20 protein-coding genes and 1 pseudogene are annotated in these 19,127 nt (G+C 71.5%); 13 read left to right on the top strand and 8 right to left on the bottom strand.

The annotated features are described in order from the left end of the window. A partial coding sequence (locus ACWEJ6_RS47265) for a cytochrome P450 (protein WP_452431904.1) occupies positions 1–855 on the bottom strand: 855 nt, incomplete at its 3' end. Between the two features lie 279 nt (positions 856–1,134). Between ACWEJ6_RS47265 and ACWEJ6_RS47260 the strand changes: the two genes are divergently transcribed. Next, positions 1,135–1,899 carry a class I SAM-dependent methyltransferase gene (locus tag ACWEJ6_RS47260; protein ID WP_452431902.1) on the top strand — a complete coding sequence of 255 codons (765 nt, stop codon included), beginning with the start codon at positions 1,135–1,137 and terminating at the stop codon, positions 1,897–1,899. 78 nt (positions 1,900–1,977) lie between these two features. Here ACWEJ6_RS47260 and ACWEJ6_RS47255 read toward each other — a convergent pair whose 3' ends face one another. Together ACWEJ6_RS47255 and ACWEJ6_RS47250 are read right to left on the bottom strand one after the other, a co-directional pair. Next, positions 1,978–2,751 carry an SDR family NAD(P)-dependent oxidoreductase gene (locus tag ACWEJ6_RS47255; protein WP_452431900.1) on the bottom strand — a complete coding sequence of 258 codons (774 nt, stop codon included), beginning with the start codon at positions 2,749–2,751 and terminating at the stop codon, positions 1,978–1,980. A 69-nt stretch (positions 2,752–2,820) separates the two neighbouring features. Then, complete coding sequence (locus ACWEJ6_RS47250) at positions 2,821–3,663, bottom strand: helix-turn-helix transcriptional regulator (protein WP_452431898.1); 843 nt, start codon at positions 3,661–3,663, stop codon at positions 2,821–2,823. Positions 3,664–3,963: 300 nt separating this feature from the next. Between ACWEJ6_RS47250 and ACWEJ6_RS47245 the strand changes: the two genes are divergently transcribed. Both ACWEJ6_RS47245 and ACWEJ6_RS47240 read left to right on the top strand, forming a co-directional pair. After that, positions 3,964–4,518: a hypothetical protein gene (locus tag ACWEJ6_RS47245; protein WP_452431897.1), complete on the top strand. Its 555-nt coding sequence runs from the start codon at positions 3,964–3,966 to the stop codon at positions 4,516–4,518. Between the two features lie 156 nt (positions 4,519–4,674). After that, a pseudogene (locus ACWEJ6_RS47240) lies at positions 4,675–5,359 on the top strand (transposase family protein). A 15-nt stretch (positions 5,360–5,374) separates the two neighbouring features. Here the strand turns inward: ACWEJ6_RS47240 and ACWEJ6_RS47235 are convergent. Beyond that, positions 5,375–6,199: an endonuclease/exonuclease/phosphatase family protein gene (locus ACWEJ6_RS47235; protein WP_452431896.1), complete on the bottom strand. Its 825-nt coding sequence runs from the start codon at positions 6,197–6,199 to the stop codon at positions 5,375–5,377. A 313-nt stretch (positions 6,200–6,512) separates the two neighbouring features. On the opposite strand from ACWEJ6_RS47235, the gene ACWEJ6_RS47230 reads away from it, so the two are divergent. The 3 genes from ACWEJ6_RS47230 (at position 6,513) to ACWEJ6_RS47220 (ending at position 9,285) form a co-directional block, all read left to right on the top strand. Continuing rightward, positions 6,513–6,980: a hypothetical protein gene (locus ACWEJ6_RS47230; protein WP_452431895.1), complete on the top strand. Its 468-nt coding sequence runs from the start codon at positions 6,513–6,515 to the stop codon at positions 6,978–6,980. Positions 6,981–7,339: 359 nt separating this feature from the next. Further along, entirely contained in the window at positions 7,340–8,815 is a 1,476-nt protein-coding gene (locus ACWEJ6_RS47225) for an MFS transporter (RefSeq protein ID WP_452431893.1), read from the top strand. Beyond that, positions 8,812–9,285 (top strand): MarR family winged helix-turn-helix transcriptional regulator, encoded by a 474-nt coding sequence (locus ACWEJ6_RS47220; protein ID WP_452431892.1) that lies wholly within the window; start codon positions 8,812–8,814, stop codon positions 9,283–9,285. The genes ACWEJ6_RS47225 and ACWEJ6_RS47220 overlap by 4 nt, the downstream gene beginning before the upstream one ends. A 2-nt stretch (positions 9,286–9,287) precedes the next feature. On the opposite strand, the gene ACWEJ6_RS47215 is transcribed toward ACWEJ6_RS47220, so the two are convergent. Then, on the bottom strand, positions 9,288–9,848 hold the full coding sequence (locus ACWEJ6_RS47215; protein WP_452431890.1) for a GNAT family N-acetyltransferase: 561 nt from the start codon (positions 9,846–9,848) through the stop codon (positions 9,288–9,290). A gap of 33 nt (positions 9,849–9,881) precedes the next feature. Beyond that, positions 9,882–10,301 (bottom strand): MerR family transcriptional regulator, encoded by a 420-nt coding sequence (locus tag ACWEJ6_RS47210; protein ID WP_397219545.1) that lies wholly within the window; start codon positions 10,299–10,301, stop codon positions 9,882–9,884. A 54-nt stretch (positions 10,302–10,355) separates the two neighbouring features. On the opposite strand from ACWEJ6_RS47210, the gene ACWEJ6_RS47205 reads away from it, so the two are divergent. Beyond that, complete coding sequence (locus ACWEJ6_RS47205; RefSeq protein WP_452431889.1) at positions 10,356–11,306, top strand: SDR family NAD(P)-dependent oxidoreductase; 951 nt, start codon at positions 10,356–10,358, stop codon at positions 11,304–11,306. A 5-nt stretch (positions 11,307–11,311) separates the two neighbouring features. Here ACWEJ6_RS47205 and ACWEJ6_RS47200 read toward each other — a convergent pair whose 3' ends face one another. After that, positions 11,312–12,727: a hypothetical protein gene (locus ACWEJ6_RS47200; RefSeq protein ID WP_452431888.1), complete on the bottom strand. Its 1,416-nt coding sequence runs from the start codon at positions 12,725–12,727 to the stop codon at positions 11,312–11,314. 105 nt (positions 12,728–12,832) lie between these two features. Then, positions 12,833–13,267: a peptidase inhibitor family I36 protein gene (locus ACWEJ6_RS47195; protein WP_352325303.1), complete on the bottom strand. Its 435-nt coding sequence runs from the start codon at positions 13,265–13,267 to the stop codon at positions 12,833–12,835. Between the two features lie 125 nt (positions 13,268–13,392). On the opposite strand from ACWEJ6_RS47195, the gene ACWEJ6_RS47190 reads away from it, so the two are divergent. The 6 genes from ACWEJ6_RS47190 (at position 13,393) to ACWEJ6_RS47165 (ending at position 19,127) form a co-directional block, all read left to right on the top strand. After that, complete coding sequence (locus ACWEJ6_RS47190) at positions 13,393–13,878, top strand: MarR family winged helix-turn-helix transcriptional regulator (protein ID WP_364338587.1); 486 nt, start codon at positions 13,393–13,395, stop codon at positions 13,876–13,878. An 80-nt stretch (positions 13,879–13,958) separates the two neighbouring features. Continuing rightward, positions 13,959–15,398 carry an MFS transporter gene (locus ACWEJ6_RS47185; protein ID WP_452431886.1) on the top strand — a complete coding sequence of 480 codons (1,440 nt, stop codon included), beginning with the start codon at positions 13,959–13,961 and terminating at the stop codon, positions 15,396–15,398. A 37-nt stretch (positions 15,399–15,435) separates the two neighbouring features. Further along, positions 15,436–15,912 (top strand): TIGR03618 family F420-dependent PPOX class oxidoreductase, encoded by a 477-nt coding sequence (locus tag ACWEJ6_RS47180; protein WP_397219549.1) that lies wholly within the window; start codon positions 15,436–15,438, stop codon positions 15,910–15,912. 149 nt (positions 15,913–16,061) lie between these two features. Then, positions 16,062–17,423 (top strand): hypothetical protein, encoded by a 1,362-nt coding sequence (locus ACWEJ6_RS47175; protein ID WP_452431884.1) that lies wholly within the window; start codon positions 16,062–16,064, stop codon positions 17,421–17,423. A gap of 88 nt (positions 17,424–17,511) precedes the next feature. Next, the gene (locus ACWEJ6_RS47170; RefSeq protein WP_452431883.1) at positions 17,512–18,594 is read left to right on the top strand and encodes an NAD(P)H-dependent amine dehydrogenase family protein; all 1,083 of its coding nucleotides are present in this window, start codon (positions 17,512–17,514) and stop codon (positions 18,592–18,594) included. After that, the gene (locus ACWEJ6_RS47165) at positions 18,591–19,127 is read left to right on the top strand and encodes a carboxymuconolactone decarboxylase family protein (protein WP_352325308.1); all 537 of its coding nucleotides are present in this window, start codon (positions 18,591–18,593) and stop codon (positions 19,125–19,127) included. The genes ACWEJ6_RS47170 and ACWEJ6_RS47165 overlap by 4 nt, the downstream gene beginning before the upstream one ends.

Below are 19,127 nucleotides of genomic sequence, written 5' to 3'. Positions count from 1 at the left end.
GGCGGGGGTCCTGGCCAGGTGCCACAGGGACGCCCCGATCGCACTCCAGGTGGTGTCGATACCCGCGATCAGCAGCAGCGTCATCGTCCCGACGACGTGGACGGGGTCCAGCTTCGCGCCGTTGAGCTCGGCGCCGAGCAGGTACGTCGTGAGGTCGTCCCGCGGGTGGGCCAGGTGGTCGTGGATCTGCTCGACCAGGTAGGACGACAGCTCGGCGAAGCGCTCCAGCCGTTTCTCGGTGGGCTCGTTCACGCTTTCCAGGGCGTTCTCCACGAACTGCCGGAACCGGTCGGCGTCCTCGGGCGGGAAGCCCAGCATGTCGGCGATCACCCGCATCGGGATGTCCTGGGCGTACTCACGGGCCGCGTCCACGACCTCCCGCCCTTCCAGGCCGTCGATCAGCTCGTGGCACAACGCCCTGGTGCTCGCCTCCCGCCTGGCGACCGCCGTCTTGGTGAAGGCCGGCAGCAGTAACTTGCGGGCGTCGTGGTGGAAGGGCGGGTCGGACGAGATCGGCGGAACCCCGCCCACCGGCGCGAGCTCGCGTGGCGGCTTGACGTTGCCGACGACGACGGCCCGGGAGGAGAACCGCTCGGTGTCGTAGGCGATGGCGGCGACGTCCTCGTACCGGGTCGGCAGCCACACCCCGCCGAACCGGTCGGTGTGCGCGATCGGGCAACGCTGCCGCAGGTCGTCCTGGATGGGGTACGGGTCCGCGGCCCACTGGGGGTCGACGTGGGAGAAGTCGGTGGCCCAGTCGGAGACCGGATCGGTGACGATCTCGCTGACGGTGCCGCGCAGCCGGTTCCTGCGCGTCTCTTCCAGCTCCGGGCCGAAGCGGTCGTCCACGGTCATCTCGCAGCTCCATCCCTGACGTCGATGAACCGGTCGGAGTCGATCTGAGGTGAATCGCACCCTCACCCGAATTAAAAAAGCATTCATTTGATACGTCAAGGCACTCCCACGACCGACGTTCCTGCCCGGCGGCAGTTCGTCCGGGTAGGGCAGACCGAGCGCTTCAGTTGGTGGATGGGCGCTTGAGGCGCCATCGGCGCACACGAGCAGCGAGGATGCCGTTTGCGTGTTTGACCAAGATCTGCCGTATGTCTGTGCCGCCGAGTTTGCTGGGCCACAATGGCCCGCATGTCTGCCATGCCCAAAGATCACGTTGAGACCGCGAAGCCCTCCTCGCTCAACGACTACGACAGGATGGCCGAGGGGTACGCGGCCGAGAACGAAGCCAGTCTGCTCAACGCGTACTACGAGCGGCCCGCGATGCTGGAGCTTGCCGGGAACGTGGCCGGAAGGCGCATCCTCGACGCCGGCTGCGGCGCGGGTCCCCTGTTCTCCGAGCTGCGCGATCGAGGCGCCGTCGTGACCGGCGTCGACGCCAGCGCCGGAATGCTGGAGCAGGCCCGACGGCGGCTGGGGGCCGACGCCGATCTGCGCGTCGCCGACCTTGCGGGCCCGCTGCCCTTCCCCGACGAGGCGTTCGACGACGTCATCGCGTCCCTGGTGCTGCACTACCTGGAGGACTGGGGCCCGACACTGGCCGAGCTGAGACGCGTGCTGAAGCCCGGCGGCCGGCTCCTCGTCTCGGTCGACCATCCTTTCAGCGTCACCCTCTTTCAGCACATGGCCGGGGAGAAGCCCAAGTACTTCGAGACCCGCAGCCGGACCGACGAATGGACCATGGGCGGGCAGACCGTCCAGATGCGTTTCTGGGACCGGCCCCTGCACGCGATGACCGAAGCCTTCACTGCGGCGGGCTTTCGTATCAGCGTCATCAGCGAACCGCCGTTCGCGCCGGAAGCCCGCGAACTGTTCGCCGAGGAGCTCCGCGAGATCTCCGGCGCGCGGTTCCTGTGCTTCTTGTTCTTCGTTCTGGAAGCCGGCTAGCCAGGTTCTGTTTCCTGGATCTGCTGACTGATCGTGACCGCAACTGAAGAGGTCGGTCCGCCGGCCGCGTCCGCCGGCTCAGGCGGCGGGGACGCTGGCGACGAGCCCGCCGTCCACGACCAGGTCCTGCCCGGTGATGTAGGCAGCCTCGTCAGAGGCCAGGAACGCCACCGCCGCCGCGACGTTGTCAGCGTGACCGAGGGCGCCGAGCGGCACCTCGGCCGAATTGCGCGCCTCGCTCTCCGGGTCGGGGTTGGCGTCGCGGTACATCTCGGTGTCGATGTAGCCCGGGCTGACCGAGTTGACCCTGATGCCGCGCGGCGCGAGGTCGGCGCCCAGCGTCCGGGCGAGATTATGGACGGCTGCTTTGCTGGCGGAGTACACGGAGGCGACGGACAGCCCGCGATACAGCGTCCAGGACGCGTTGATGACGATCGCGCTGCCGTCCCGCATCAGCGGCAGCGCCTTCTGGACGGTGAAGAAGACGCCCTTGAAGTTGACGCCGACGGTGTGGTCGAACTCCGCCTCGGTGATCTCGGCGCTCGGCTTGAACACGCCCACGCCGGCGTTCGCGAAGACCGCGTCCAGGCTCCCGCGCCAGGTTTCGATCCGCCGCATCAGCAGGTCGAGGTCCGCCGGGGAGGCGACGTCGGCGCGAACCGCGAGCACCCGGCCCGAGCCGGATTCTGGCAGGGCGCCCGTCAAGCGGGCGGCCGCGGTGTCGAGACGGACCTGGTCGCGTCCGGTGATGACGACGTACGCGCCTTCGCTCAGGAGCCTCTGCGCCGTGGCGAAGCCCATGCCACTGGCGCCACCGGTGATCAGAACGGTCTTGTTCAGGAATCGGTTCATGCGGCAATCCTCAAGCGGATCGTCCGTTTCCGGCAGTTCCGGCCGAACCTAGGTCTGGCACCACCACCTTCAGGCGCGCGCCATCAGCTCGGACAGTCGCGCCCCGGTGGCGGTGCCCGGCTGCGGCGTGTGCAGCATCAGCCGGTGTCCTGGCCGGTCGGGCAACGGCAGTGACCTGTACTCGAAGATCAGCTCACCGGTCTCCGAGGTGTGGACGACCTTGACGCCCTCGGTCGCGTTGCCGACCGGGTGCTCGGCCCAGATCTCGGCGAAGGAAGGACTCGCGGCGCACATGTCTGCGGCCAGCCTGCCGAACTCCAGGTCTTCCGGGTAGCGGGCCGCGTCGGCGCGGAACTGGCCGACGATCACCCGGGCCGCGTCCTCCCAGTGGGGCAGCGAGGAGCGGAAGCGGGCGTTGGTGAAGAAGCTCACCAGGCAGTTGTGGTCGCGGTCCGAGTAGCCGAACACCAGGTGCGCGGCGCGGTTGACCGCGACCAGGTTCCAGTGCCGGTCGAGGATGTAGGCCGGGGACGGGAGCCAGCCGTCGATCAGCCGCTGCAACTCCGCGGAGACCGGCCGGTCCGACGGCTCGGCCTGGGGCGGGTTGAGCCCGGCGAGCAGGTACAGATGTTCGCGCTCCGCCGTGTCGAACCGCAGCACCCGCGCGACAGCGTCCAGGACCCCGGCCGAGACGTGGATCTCCCGCCCCTGCTCCAGCCAGGTGTACCAGGACACCCCTACCCCCGCGAGCACCGCCACCTCCTCGCGCCGCAACCCCTTGGCACGACGGCCGGAGCCGGCGGGCATGCCGACGTCGTACGGAGTCAGCCTGGCCCTGCGCGACCTCAGGAACTCGCGGATCTCGGCACTGCGCCGGTGCCGAGCCTCTACCGGAAGTCGGGAAATATCCACTCGCCCATCGTAGGAGGTCCCGAACGACCCCTTCGTACCACTGACGCTCTGATGGCGGAGTCACCCGCGAGTTCACTGCGGCGGCGGCGACCAACGATATGCAGACATCACATGTGTCCGAGCGCATACGCCTTCGTGACGATTCATCAAGGGAACAGGCCAGATACGGCATCCCGGGAGAACAACCAACAACACCGACCAGAGAGCACAGACCTTCACATAGCAAGAAGCGTCGCTTGGCGGGATTCTGGTGCCGGAAAGTGCACTCGTTGACAGCCGAGCCCTACTGCGGGAGGGCACATGCAACAGCTCCAAGTCGTCATCATCCCGATCATCGGCATGGCAAGCACACTCGTGGGCGTCCTACTGGGAGCAACCCTCACCCGACGCGCTCAAAACCTCCAATGGTCACGCGACAGGCAAATCGATGCCTGCATTCTGATCATGCAGGAGGCAAATCATGCTCAGTTCGCCTTACGCGCCGCTTGGCGACGTCAGGAAGAGCCGGACTGGACCTCCTGGAACAACGCCTTAGCCACCATCGCACTGGTCGCACACCCGGATCTGGTTCACGCCGCCCACTGCATAGATCGTGAAATTTGGCGAGCGAATCACGTGATCAAAAGCACAGGAGTCTCCTCGGAGGAGGATTGGGCCCGGCTAAGGGAAAAGATCGAGGCGCAACGGCTCGACTTCACCAACCGAGCCCGCCGTCGACTTCTACGCCCGGGAGCACCGCTTGGCAGGTTCGTGGCGCGCCCGCCGTTGGTAGAACTGCAGATCTCAACGATCGAACTCTCCGCCCAGGAAACCACAAGCGACGGCACTGCGCCGCCAGAGCAACAACAGCCTTGAAGGGAGACTGGAGATCAGCATTTGCTGCTTGAACCGCTTTCGGGAGCGCACTGTCCCTTTGAGTGCCGTTCGGGCGAGCTGATTGGACACTGAGCTACTTCATCCTCGGGGCGCACCTGCTGATCACAGCATGATCGCGAGTCCGGCGTTCGCCTGATGACGCGAAGAACTCCTGGTAGACGGGCGGATCACCACAATGAACGCCGTCACCGCAACGCCATCGGCTCCGTCTGGCGGCGGCTCAACCCCGCCCAGCAGGCCTTGCTGGTCCTGATCTACCTGCGCAAAGGGCGAGACGTACAACGAGCTCGCCTCTGGGCTCGGCGTATCGGTGGACCGCCTGGCGGTACGTGGAAGAGACCGTAGCCCTGCTGCGCGCCCGTGCCCCCAAGCTGGACCGCGCCTCACGCAACGCCGCGCGAGACGGCCTGCACTACCTGGTGCTGGACGGCATGCTCATCCCCATCGACCGCGTGCGCGCCGCCCGGCCGTACTACTCGGCCAAGCACCGCATGCATGGGATGAACATCCAGGTCATCGCCTCTCCAGACGGCACGATCATCTGGACCTCCGGCTCGCTGCCGGGCAGCACCCACGACCTGACCGCCGCTCGCATCTGGGCCGTCCTCCGCGCGCCGGCGCAGGCCGGCATGCTGCCCCTGGCCGACAAGGGCTACCAAGGCGCCGAAGGCCCGGTGGCCACACCGCACAAGGGCCGCAACAAGCCCCTGTCACAAAAGGCTGGCGCATCCTCCGCAAGCTCCGCTGCTGCCCGCACAAGACAGGACAGCCACGCAAGGCGATCGCCGTCCTGCAAAACTACGAGCTCACCCACGGATGAAAGGCCTCAGCCGGCTCAGCGCGATGCAGGCGGCGTTGAGCCTGCTCTCACCCAGGCGTGCAGCGGGACGTGATCAGACCACGTGCTCCGGGCGTAATCGACGAAGCATTTCCGTACGCGGCCGTCGCCGGCGAACACGTAATCGATCTTCCGCTTGCGGGTCACGTAGGTCCAGCGCCGGCGTGGGTCGCATTCGTCGCGGCCCTTGTAGGCCGCGGCGGCGTCGCGCGGCACCAGGTTGAGGTCGCCGCCGATCACACCCCGGCCGAGCTTGAACAGCTCGCGCAACTGGATGTGGCGGTAGGGCCTGCCCTTCTGCCTGTCGTCGTAGCTCGATCCCGACGAGAAGTGCGCGGTGCAGAACGCCCGGTCGGCCGTGCAGACGGCGTACCTGCGGGCTCCCCACGGCGGCGAGGTCAGCGCATGCACGACGAGGCCGGTGTCCGCTCCGGCCACGGCCAGGGTGACGCTCAGCACCCCACGCGGCCTGCCGTTTCTGTCGGGCAGGCACTGGTACGGGGAACCGTCCGAGTACTTCAGCCCGGCCGACCGGACGCTCCAATTCCGGCCGGTACGGCGTTCGAGCTCGTGTTCCAGGTCGGCGTCGGCGCCCGTGCAGAACTCCTGGAGGAAGACCACGTCCGCCTCGGTCGCCAGCACTGCCACGTGCCAGGCCAGCTCGGCGTTCGAGCGGCGGAAGAGCGCGCATCCGGCGTTGGTGCCCGCACAGACGTTCCACGTCATCACGTGGAGGAGAGGGGGCTGTGCCTGTACGGACAGGTTCGGGAGCAACAGCCCCGCGATCACGAGCTGGCTGATCATCATCACCGAGATCTCCACACCTGATCCGAGCCGTCAAAAGACCGCTCAACCGGCACATCTGGCAACCAGGAGCCTATTGGTCTTCATGAGGTCAGACCCGGGCGTACGAGCTGCCGAGAGCCTCTGATCATGCCAACCAGTTCCGGTTCTCTCCTGCTGATCAGCCCGATCAGGTTGGAAAAGCCTCACTGATCGCTCGCGGCGACTCCACCTGGCATGCCTGTTGGCTACTGGCGCGGTGTGGACCGAGGCGGAGTTCCTGCCGACCGGGAGGCGTCAGACGCGAGTGGCGCCCAGGCCGTCGGCGGGACAGGGCGGGCCGACGTCGCAGATGTTCATGGTTCTGTCGGTTTGCGATCACCGGAAGCTGTTGTTCGCGACGATCAGAGGAGGCCGTGTGGTGTCGGTGGGGGGTTCGCGTTCGAGGGTCCTGGCGTTCTTCGGCGTCCTCACGGCTGCGGTCATCGTGATCGCGGCAATTGTGGCCTTCCGTGGCAGCGATGACCAGCGGTTCATCCGCTCGGCGCCTGAGGTGGGGGCGTTCGCACGCACGGTGAGGGAGGGGGACCGGCTCGGCCCTCGCACCATCGGCGGGATGGAGTTCGAGGAGGTCCGCCGCGAGCACGGCGTGGTCGTCTTCCAGCGAGGCGAGGCTCTGCAGAGCCCCTACGGCTACGCCTGGAGCCCGCAGGGCGATCCGGCTCCGATCCTTGAGGACGTGGAGTGGTCCGAGGACCACGTCGACCACCGTTTCGCACACCTGGAGGGCGCCTTCTACTCCTGGCAGGGAAGGCGCTGACACGCGGCCGCCCGCGCCGAGGGGGCGACGCCCGGAACAGCCGATCCGGGCGCCACACGCGCGCCCGTACCAGGAGGCGGCCTCCTCGTGGCGGGCCAGACGGTGGCAGGCGTAGCCGAGGCTGTCGCAGGCGTGGGCCTGGCCGAGGACGTCGCCGAGCCGCCGCGCGGCGGCACCGGGCGCAGCAGCGGCGGCACCAGCAACCCCGGGCGTGCACGAGCCAGTCGTGCATGTTGCGGTGCACCGATCCGGCCGCGGCCCGTAAGGCCCCCGGTAGCCCGTCCGGCTGCCGGGGGCCTTACGGCGTTCCGGGGGGGGCGGGGCGGACATGTGTTTAGTTGTGCGAATATAATCGTTATATGCCTATAACGAGTAGAGCGCCCCTCTCCCCCGCCCCCGCGCTCAGCCCCCGCCGGCGGATGCTCGTGCTGGCCATCTGCTGCATGAGCCTGTTCATCGTCGGGCTGGACAACACGATCGTGAACATCGCGCTGCCGGCCATCCGCCGCGACCTCGACGCCTCCATGTCCGGCCTCCAGTGGATCATCGACGCCTACACGGTCGTCCTGGCGAGCCTGCTCATGCTGGCCGGCTCGACCGGCGACCGGGTCGGCCGCCGGCGCACGTTCCAGACGGGGCTGGCGCTGTTCACGCTCGGCTCGCTCATGTGCTCGCTCGCGCCCGGCCTCGGCTGGCTGATCGCGGCGCGGGCGTTGCAGGCCGTCGGCGGGTCCATGCTCAACCCGGTCGCCATGTCGATCATCACGAACACCTTCACCGAGCCGCGCGAGCGGGCCCGCGCGATCGGCGTGTGGGGCGGCGTGATCGGCATCAGCATGGCGCTCGGCCCGCTGGTCGGCGGCACGCTGGTGGACTCGGTCGGCTGGCAGGCGATCTTCTGGATCAACATCCCGGTGGGCCTGGCCGCGTTCGCCCTGTGCGCGTTGTTCGTGCCCGAGTCGCGCGCGCCGCGCCCGCGCCGGGTGGACCCGGTCGGGCAGGCGCTGGTCATCGTGCTGCTGGCCACCCTGACGTACGGCTTCATCGAGGCGCCGGCGGCCGGCTGGGCGTCCCCGCGCACGCTGGGCTGCTTCGCGGTCGCGGCGCTGGCGCTGGCCGTCCTCGCGCCGTACGAGCTGCGCCGCACCGACCCGCTGATCGACCTGCGCTTCTTCCGCAGCGCGCCGTTCACCGGGGCCACGGTCATCGCGGTGTGCGGCTTCTCCGCGCTGGCCGGGTTCCTGTTCGTCAACACCCTCTACCTCCAGGACGTGCTGGGCCTGTCCGCCCTGCACGCCGGCCTCTACACGCTGCCCATGGCCGGGCTCACCGTGGTCTGCGCGCCGCTGTCGGGCCGGATCGTCGGGACCGCCGGGCCGCGCGTCCCGCTGGTGGTGGCCGGGGTCACCATGGCGGCCAGCGGCCTGATCATGACCGGGCTGGCGGCGGACACGCCGACCTGGCGGCTCATGGCCGCGTACGTGCTGTTCGGGGTGGGGTTCGGCATGCTGAACGCGCCCATCACCAACACCGCCGTGTCCGGCATGCCGCGCGCCCAGGCCGGCGTGGCCGCGGCGGTGGCCTCCACCAGCCGCCAGATCGGCCAGTCGCTCGGCGTCGCGGTCATCGGCTCGCTGGTCACCTCGGCGGTGGCCGGTCCGTTCGCCGCCGGGTTCCCGCAGGCCAGCCACATCGGCTGGTGGATCGTCGCCGGGTGCGGGCTGGCCATCCTGCTGCTCGGTATCCTGACCACGACCGGCTGGGCCCGCCGCAGCGCCACCCGTACCGCCGAACGGCTCGCCCACGCACCCGACAGAACGGCGGACGCCTCATGACCGACACCTCCGGCAACTCCGGCAGCTCCGGAAGTTCCGGGCACGACGCCGTGGCCCGCGTCTGGGCGGCGATGTACGACCTCGTCCTGCGGCAGGAGGACCGCCGCAAGGAGGTGGCCGAGACGCTCGGCATGAGCTTCTTCCGGGTCAAGGCGCTGCGCCGCCTGCTGGCCGGGCCGATGAGCATGCGGGAGCTGACCGCCGAGCTGTCCACCGACAAGCCGTACACCACCCTGATGGTCGACGACCTGGAGCGGCGCGGCCACGTGACCCGCAGCGTCTCCCCCGACGACCGCCGCAGCAAGATCGTCACGCTCACCCCGGCGGGCATGGCCGCCGCCGAGGAGGCCGAGCGCATCCTGGCCCGTCCGCCGCGTTCCCTGCTGGCCCTGGACCCCGGCGACCTGGCCGCGCTCGACCGCATCATGGCCCTCCTGCTCACCCCGGAGGAGCCGGCCCGCGGGCGGTGAGGTCAGTCCTTGAACCAGGACAGCCGGGCGGCGCAGAGGGTCTGCTCGGCGCCGAACTCCTCGAAGGCGGCGACCGGCCGGAAGCCCAGGCGGGCGGCCAGTCTCAGCGATCGTCCGTGCGCCGTCCGGGTGACGATCACCACCGGCTGGTCGGGCAGCTCGGCCGCCGCGGCGCGCAGCGCGGCCGTCGCCGCCTCGTGGGCGAACCCGCTGCCCCAGGCCGGGCGGCGCAGCACGTAGGACAGCTCCAGTTCCTCGCCGTCGCCGGTGACGTGCCCGGGACGGTCGGCCGCGCGGCGGTCGAGCGCCAGCGTCCCGAGGAGTTGGTCGGTGACGAGGTCGGCGATGACGTAGCCGCCCGGTGCGGCCGTCGCAGCGGCGGTGCCGGCGGCGTCGAGGAAACGCTCCACGTCGTCCCGCGGGCGCGGGCCGCCCAGGTGCTCGCGCACCTCGGGGTCGGTCATCAGCTCGACGAGACCGTCCCGGTCGCCGTCGTGGGCCTTGCGCAGCAGCAGGCGTTCGGCGCGGATCTCCATGGCGGACAGCGTGGGCGACGGGCTCATGGGTCCTTGATCCTAGGACAGCCCCGCCGCCACTCAAGGCGAAGGCGTCGGCGACCAGACCCCGGCCGCGGTCCCGTCCCGGACGTGCCGGCGGTAGGCGACGACCTTGCCGTGGATGATGTCCAGGCTCGCCGTCAGGTCGGCGATCCGGTCGCGGACGGCCCGCTCGTGCTCCTCCAGCAGCGCGAGCCGCTCCGGCTCGTTGCCCGGCCCCGAGCGTACGAGGTGGGCGAACCTGCGCAGGGTGGCGATCGGCATGCCGGACTCCCGCAGCCGGTTGCACAGCAGCAGCCACTCCACGTCGGCCCGGTCGTAGGCCCGCTGCCCGCCCGCCGTACGCGGGATCGGGCGCAGGAACAGCTCCTCGCGCTCGAAGAAGCGCAGCGCGTGGACGCCGAGCCCGGTGGCCCGCGCGACGTCCCCGATGGACAGGCGGTCCGCGTCCCTGCTCATGGCACCTCGCCATAGTTTGACCTAGATTGCACTCTAGATTCTACGGTCCTGGGCATGGCACGTACTCAACAGAAGATCGGCTCGGGGTTCGGCGCGCACAGCACGGCCGACGACGTCCTGGCCGGCATCGACCTGTCCGGCCGGAACGTCCTGATCACCGGCGGCTACTCGGGCCTCGGCCTGGCGGCCACCCGCGCGCTGGTACGGGCGGGAGCGCACGTCGTCGTGCCCGCCCGCCGTCCCGGCGTGGCGAGGGACGCGCTGCGTGACCTCCCCCGCACGGAGGTGGCCGAGCTGGACCTGGCCGACCTCGGCAGCGTCCGCGCCTTCGGCGACCGGTTCCTGGAGACCGGCCGCGGCCTGGACATCGTCATCGGCAACGCGGGCGTCATGGCCTACCCCCACCGACCGGTCGGCCCCGGCTGGGAGGCGCATCTCGCCATCAACCACCTCGGCCACTTCGCCCTGGTCAACCGGCTGCGCCCGGCGCTCGCCGGGGCCCGGGTGGTGTCGGTCTCCTCCTCTGGGCACTTCCTGTCCGACATCCGCTGGGACGACCCGCACTTCCGCCACGGCCACGACCACTGGGCGGCCTACGGGCAGTCCAAGACGGCCAACGCCCTGTTCGCCGTCCATCTCGACGCCCTCGGCGCGGCCGACGGCCTGCGGGCCTTCGCCGTGCACCCGGGCAGCATCCTCACCCCGCTGCAGCGCCGCATCCCGCACGAGGAACAGGTCGCCCAGGGCTGGATCACGGCCGACGGACGCCGGGCCGACGGCTTCAAGACCCCGGAACAGGGCGCTGCGACCGCGGTGTGGGCGGCCACCTCACCCCTGCTGGACGCGCACGGCGGCGCCTACTGCCAGGACTGCGACCTGGCCGAGCCGGCGACGGGCGACGACATGCTGATCGGCGGCGTCAAACCCTGGGCCCTCGATCCGGACTCCGCCGCCCGCCTGTGGAGACTCTCCGCCGACCTGACCGGTGAATCCGCCTTCTCCTGACCGCCCTACGGGCGGCGGCCGGGCCTGAACAGCAGCGCGACCGCCGCCGCGAGCACGGGGAGCGCGACGGCCGCCAGGGCGATCGAGCTCCACGGCGTCTCGAACGGCACCCGCGGCACCGGGTCCCAGTCCACCGAGGTCGTGAAGGGCCAGGCCAGCAGCAGCCCGGCGACACATCCGGCGACGGCGCCCGGCACCGCGCCGCAGGCCGCCGCCAGGGCCGCCCGGCAGGCGGTGAGGCCGCGCGCGGCGGCGGGAGAGCCGCCGGCCCGGAGCAGGAGGCGGTCCGGACGGCGCGACCTGACCGTGGCCGCGAGCGCCCCCGCGAGAGCGGCCGGCACGGCCGCCCCCGGGAAGAGCAGCCAGCCGTACGAAGGCACGAAGCCCTCCTCCAGGTACGCCTGCCCGCTCTCGCCCAGCCGCTCCTGGACGCGGTCCCGGTCGGCTGCCGTGACCCGGTGCAGGGAGGGATCGACGATCAGCGCCTCCAGCTCCAGCTTGACGCCCATGCCGAGCACCCGCTTCGCGGGCAGGAAGACCGCCTCGACACCGCCGACCGGCGGGGGGACGACGGTCGCGGGAACCGTCCTGGAGATTCTCGGTTCGCCCGGCGGGTCCTCGGGGGCGCTGTACTCGATCGTGACGGTGTCGTGCCGGCCCGGCTCGGACGTGACCGCCACGGCCCTGCCCTCGTCGTAGGGGAACGACGGGTCCCCCGTGAGGTAGCGCAGCAGCGCCTGGTCGCCGATGTAGGCGCGGGAGGAGGACGTCGCGGAGTCGGCCGTCGACACGGTGAGGTCGAACGGGTGGACCGGCGTCAGGCCCTGGGCGACGTCCGTGCCGGGCAGCTCCTGCCGGACGGCGGCGATCCCGGGCGCCGGTCGCCCGGGATCGAGCCGCACGACGAGCGCCCCCGGCCGCGCCTGCGGGAGGTACTGCGCCCTGGACTGCGCGGTCCCGGCCGCAGCCATGGTCGCCACCGCGACGGCGAAGGCCGTGGCGATCATGGTCGCGGCCACCGCGGGGGCCGTCCGCGCGCGCCGGTCGGCCAGGTGCCGGGCCGAGAGCCGCAGGGCCGCCGGAAGCCGGGCGCCGCCCCGCCCGAGCACGCCCAGCAGCCAGGGGACGAAGGGGCCGAGCCCGAGCACGAACGTCGTGGCGCCCACGATGGCCGCCAGCAGGCTGAGCTCGGATCCGAAGTCGTCATAGTGCACGTCCTCGTGCGTCGACCAGGCCACCAGCGCCATCATTGTGAGCCCGGCCGCCGCCACCCACGCGCCGGCGACCAGATGGCCGGAGTGCATCCGGCCCTGCCGCCCTCGCGGGGCGGTCTCGGCGGCGAAGACGGTCGCGCCGCAGGCCAGCATCACGAGCCCGCCTATCAGCACCAGGAAGAAGATCAGGGAGACGAGGTCCGGCATGGAGGGAGCGTACGAGCGGAACGATCAATGCGACACCCCCACGGACCGGGAACGGCGACGGCCGGCCGCCGCGGGGTACGCGGGGCCGGCCGGAGGGTTCGAAGGTCAGCCGTGGGAGTCGGTGGTCGCGGCGCGCTTGATGCTCAGCTCGTCGCCGCCGATGGAGCAGGAGGGCCCGTTCGGGCCGCCGAAGCGGACGGAGTCGAAGAAGTCGCGGAAGGTGATGTAGAAGTTGCCCTTGCCGCGCGGGCCGGTGACGGCCGAGCAGCCGCCGTAGTCGGCCTCGGAGTAGAGATGGATGAGCGTGTCCGTGCGGTTCCAGTCGGACTTGGCGCGGTCGCCCATGCCCAGGGCCGCCAGGTTGGCCGTGCTCGCCTGGAGCTGGACGATGTCGCCGGTGCCGTCGAGACCGGAGAACAGGCAGTAGTTGCCCTCCTGGCAGCGGTCGTATCCCGTCGCCGCCTGCGCGGGGGACGCCACTGCGGCCAGCGCGGCCACGGCGATCGGTAACGCCAGAACGTGAAACTTCTTGCCCACCATGCCTCCATGGACGAAACTTTCCTTCGGTCCGAACATACATAGTGAGATCAACTTGCGCTAGACCGTCAGGGTGGACGTTCTTCAGCGGATAATCCGTTACGGGATGAGTTGGTAGCCTCGATGACATGACTTCGATGGCGCCCTCGCGTACCGAGCACGACCTGTCGTTCCTGCTCGACCACACCAGTCACGTGCTGCGCACCCGGATGGCGGCGGCCCTGGCCGAGCTGGGGCTGACCGCGCGCATGCACTGCGTGCTCGTGCACGCCCTGGAGGAGGAGCGCACACAGATCCAGCTCGCCGAGATCGGCGACATGGACAAGACCACGATGGTGGTCACCGTCGACGCCCTGGAGAAGGCCGGGCTGGCCGAGCGGCGGCCGTCGAGCACCGACCGGCGGGCCCGGATCATCGCCGTGACCGAGAAGGGCGCCCAGGTGGCGCGGCGCAGCCAGGAGATCGTGGACGGCGTGCACGCGGCGGCCCTCGGCTCGATCCCGGACGACGAGCGGGAGGTGCTGGTACGCGCCCTGAACCGGCTGGTCACCGGCCATCTGGAGACCCCGGCCGAGGCGCCGCAGCCGGTCCGGCGGGCCAGGGAGCGCGGCTAAGTAGTTCCGTGACATATCGTCTGTAACGGAACTATCTGCTACGGTCTCTCCTGTTGCACCCCTTGAAACAGGAGACGACCATGTCCCTCACCTCCCGGCGCACCGCCCTGGCCGTGTTGTCGACGTCCGCCTTGATGACCATCCTCGACGGCAGCATCGTCACCGTGGCCATGCCCGCCATCCAGCGCGACCTGGGGTTCTCCCCCGCCGGGCTGAGCTGGGTGGTCAACGCGTACCTGCTCGCGTTCGGCGGGCTGCTGCTGCTGGCCGGACGGCTCGGCGACCTCGTGGGCCGCCGGACGATGTTCCTGGCCGGGAACGCGGTGTTCACCGGCGCGTCCCTGATGGCCGGCGTGGCCAGCAGCGAGGGCCTGCTCATCGCCGCCCGGTTCCTGCAGGGCGTCGGCAGCGCGATGGCCTCGGCCGTCGTGCTCGGCATCCTGGTGACCTTGTTCACCGAGCCGCGCGAGCGGGGGCGGGCGATCGCGGTCTTCAGCTTCACCGGCGCGGCCGGCGCGTCGATCGGGCAGGTGCTCGGCGGCGTGCTCACCGATGCGCTGAGCTGGCACTGGATCTTCTTCATCAACCTGCCGATCGGGCTGGCGACGATCGTGCTGGCGCTGCCCGCGCTGCCCGCCGACCGGGGCCTCGGCCTCGCGCGGGGCGCCGACGTGACCGGCGCGCTGCTGGTCACCTCGGGCCTGATGCTGGGCATCTACACCGTGGTCAAGGTCGAGGAGCACGGCTGGCTCGCCGTGCACACCCTGGCGTTCGGCGCGGTGTCGCTGGCCCTGCTCGCCGGTTTCTTCCTGCACCAGGCCACCGCGCGCACGCCGCTGATGCCGCTGCGCGTGCTGCGCTCCCGCAACGTGGCCGGGGCCAACGTCGTGCAGATGCTGGCGCTGTCGGCGATGTTCGCCTTCCAGATCATCGTCGCGCTCTACATGCAGAAGGTGCTGGGGTACGGCGCCCTCGCCACCGGGCTGGCGATGCTCCCGGCGGCCGTGGCGATCGGCGGCGTGTCGCTGTTCGTGTCGGCGCGGCTGAGCGCCCGCTTCGGCGCGCCGGCCGTGCTGCTGGCCGGGCTGGTGCTGCTGCTGGCCGCGATGGCCTGGCTCACGCGGGTGCCGGTGGACGCCGACTACGTCACCGACCTGCTGCCGGTCATGGTGCTGATCGCGGGTGGCGGGCTGGCGCTGCCGGCGCTGACCACGCTCGGCATGTCGGCCGCCCGCGCGGACGACGCCGGCCTCGCCTCGGGGGTGTTCAACACCACCCAGCAGATCGGCATGGCGCTGGGCGTGGCCGTCCTGACCACGCTGGCGGCCTCCCGTACGCAGGAGCTGCGCGCCGGCGGGGCGGCCGAGGCGGCGGCGCTGACCGGCGGCTACCACCTGGCCTTCGCCACCTCGGCCGGGCTGCTGGCGGCGGCCGTCGTGGTCGCCCTGGCCGTCCTGCGCCGCCCCCGGGCCGCCGCGGCCGCCGACGCGTCGCGGATCGACCAGCCCGCCGCCCGCTGAACCCCCTTCCTCTCACCGCGAAACGGAGCCGATCATCATGACCGAGCCCTCTTACGGCCCCGGACAGGGCCCCGGCGCCCGCCCCCTCACCGAGGACGAACTCCTGCGGATCCTCGCCCGCCAGCCCTTCGGCGTGCTGGCGACGCTCAAGCGCGACGGCCGCCCGCACCTGGCCTCGATGGCCCTGCGCTGGGACGCCGCCGAGCGCGTCCTGCGCATCTCCTCCGCCGAGGGCCGCGTCAAGGTGCGCCACCTGCTCGCCGACCCGCGGGCGACGGTGCACCTGCAGGGCGACGACGTCCTGTCGTACGCCGTCGCCGAAGGACGGGCGGAGGTCTCCGAGCCGTCGCTCACGCCGGGCGACGCCACCGGACGCGAGCTGCTGGAGATGGCCGGCGGCTTCCCCGACCCGGCGGACGAGGCCGCCTTCCTGGCGGAGATGGCCAGGGGCCGCCGCCTGGTCATCAGGATCCGGGTGGACCACCTGTACGGCATCGCCCTCGACGCCGCCTGACCGGCGCCCCCGGTCGCCGGGCGTCGGACGGGCGGACACCGGACCCCAATTGTCGGGCGTCGGGCGGGTGGGCGCCGGGCCCGGGCCCCGGTTGCCGGAAGCTGGAGGTGCGGGCGAGGATGGCGCGATCGACAAGGGGAGGTCGTCTTATGCGGGTCCCGGGCCGTCCGCTCGTGGTGTTGCTGGTGGGGGCGCTGGCCGCGTGTTCCACGGCGGGGCCCGCCGCCGCTCCCGGTCCCGTCCCCGCGCCGGACACGAGCCCGGGCCCGACGACCTCGCCGACCCACGCCTCCCCCCTGCCGACCCACACCCCGCCCGTGCCGACCCACGTCCCGACCGTGCAGGCCGCGACCCGGCCGCCGGTCGTGCGGCCGGCGCGCAGCGGCTGCGACGGGGCGAGCGCCCGCGACTTCGACGGCGACGGCCGCGACGACGTCGCTCTCGGCTATCTCGGCGCCACCGGCCGGGTGCACGTCCTGTCGGCGAGCAAGGTCATCCACCTCCCCACCCCGCCGGGCAACCGGATGAAGGGCTTCGGCTGGTCGGTGACCATGGCCCACGTCAACGACGACCGCTGCGCGGACCTCGTCGTCGGCACCCGTACCCTGACCGTGGCCGGCCTGAAGGGGGCGGGCGGGGTCTACGTCCTGCACGGAGGGGCCGCCGCGCCGCCGCGCCGGCTCGTCTCGCCGCTGCCGCAGGAGGACGCGGCCTTCGGCGAGTCCGTCGCCGCCTACGGCGACCTCGTCGCGATCGGCGCGCCGCGGGAGCGGCCGGGAGGCGCGGTCTACCTGTTCAGGAAGGGCGTGTTCGTCCGGCGGATCACCCAGGAGACGCCCGGCGTGCCCGGCAGCTCCGAGGTCTCCGACCGGTTCGGCGACCGGCTCGCCCTCGGCCCGCTCGCCGGCGGCGGCGTGGGCCTCGTCATCGGCGCCCCGGAGGAGTACGCGGACGGCCCCGGCCGCCAGGACGTCGGCGACCGGGACGACTCGCCCCTCGGCGCGGTCACCGTCGTCCGCGACGTCACGGCGCGCAGACTGAGCGCGGTACGGCTGCGGCCGCCGCGCGACGACGACGGCAGGCCCTGCGCCGGCTTCGGCGACGGCCTGGTGTACGTCCCCGGCACCGGGCCGGCCGTGTTCTCGCCGCCATGCGGCCGGCTGCGCTTCTACGACCTCGACCTCAAGGTCATCCGCACCGTGACGGCCCTGCGGGAGCCCTGGGACGCCGAGCTGGCCGCCTCCGCCGACGGCCGGGTGGCGGCCCTGGGCGGCGACCACGACGACCCGGCGTTGCTGCTGCTGTCCCCGAGGGACGAGACGCGGGACCGCCGGCTCACGGGCGACTACCTCGCCGACACGGCGCACCGGGGGATCGCGTTCGGCGGGGGCCGGATCGTGGTCACGATGCAGGGGGCCGCCGACGTGGCCCTCGTCGACCCCGCCACCGGAGAGGCCGACCTCGTCAAGACCGCCACCGGAGACCTCTTCATCAAGGCCGTCGAAGGCTGAGACACGCCCGTCGTCAAGGCCGTCGAGGGCTGAGGAGGGCCGGTCGTGGGCCCTGTACACCAAACCAAGCGCTTGCTACGCTCCGCCCATGACGTCCACCGTGGTGTGGGGTACCGGCAACGTCGGCCGCGCCGCCATCAGGGCCGTGGAGGCCCATCCCGACCTCAGTCTCGCCGCCGTCGTCGTGCACTCCCCCGACAAGGCCGGCCGCGACGCCGGACAGCTCGCCGGACTCGGCCGCGACCTCGGCGTCACCGCCACGGACGACGCCGTCGCCGTCCTGGCCGCCCGCCCGAGGGCCGTCGTGTACGCCGCCTCCGGCGACCTGCGTCCCGACGACGCCCTGGCCGACGTCCTGCGGGCCGTCCGGGCCGGCGCCGTCGTCGTCACGCCGTCCCTGTACGCCCTCTACGACCACCGCGGCGCGCCGCCCGAGCTGCGGGACCAGGTGCTGGCCGCCGTCGCCGAGGGCGGCGGCTCGCTGTTCGCCTCCGGCATCGACCCCGGCTGGGGCAACGACCTGCTGCCCCTGCTGCTCAGCGGCCTCGGCTCGGTCGTGGACGCCATCCGCTGCCAGGAGATCTTCGACTACTCGGGCTACGACCGCCCGGACGCGGTCCGGTACATGGTCGGCATGGGCCAGCCCATGGACTACGAGCCGCCGATGATCGCGCCCACGGTCCCGTCCATGGTGTGGGGCGGGCAGGTACGGCTGATGGCGCGGGCCCTCGGCGTCACGCTGGAGGAGATCCGCGAGGTCGTGGAGCGGCGTGCGCTCGACCGCACGGTCACCACCGCGGGCATGGGCGACTTCGAGGCCGGCACCCAGGGCGCGGTGCGGTTCGAGGTGCAGGGCGTCGTCGAGGGCGTGCCGCGCATCGTGATCGAGCACGTCACCCGCATCCACCCCGCCTGCGCCCCCGACTGGCCGCTGCCCCCGGACGGCGGCGACGGCGCCCACCGGGTGATCGTCGAGGGCCGCCCGCGCATCGAGGTCACGATCGAGGCCACCGACGAGGGCGGCAGCCGTTCGGCGGGCGGGAACGCCACCGCGGCGGGCCGGCTGGTGAACGCCATCGACTGGCTCGCCGCCGCCCCGCCCGGCCTGTACGACGCGCTCGACGTCCCGCTGCGCCCCGCGTCCGGCCGGCTCGGAAGGAAGAACCCGTGATCGTCGACGTTCCCGGCGGCAAGGACCCGATCGCGTACGTCTGGGGCGAGCTGGTCCCCGGCATCGGGACCGCCGCCTCGAAGTTCTCCATGGCCGTCTACGCCCACACCACGCTGGGCCTGCGCGAGTTCGAGGCGGCCCGGCTGCGGATCGCGCAGATCAACGGCTGCGTCTTCTGCCTCGACTGGCGCACCGAGCGCGACGGCGTCAAGGTCGAGGACGGCTTCGCCGACGCGGTCGCGGACTGGCGCGCCACGGACGCCTTCGACGCCCGCACCCGGCTCGCCGCCGAGTACGCCGAGCGCTACGCCCTGGACCACCACGGGCTCGACGAGGAGTTCTGGTCCCGGATGACCGAGCACTACAGCCAGAACGAGATCGTGGAACTGAGCATGAGCATCGGTTCCTGGTGGGCCTTCGGCCGGCTCAACCACGTGCTGGGCCTGGACACGGCCTGCATGCTGACCGGCGGCCCGGCACCCTCCGTCAGACCGACCGAGTCCGCGTCAGACCGACCGAGCGAGGGCACGTGA

Source organism: Nonomuraea sp. NPDC004702 (assembly GCF_053601695.1).
Note: the sequence above shows the minus strand (reverse complement) of the source record. Positions and strands in the feature narration are given on the sequence as shown.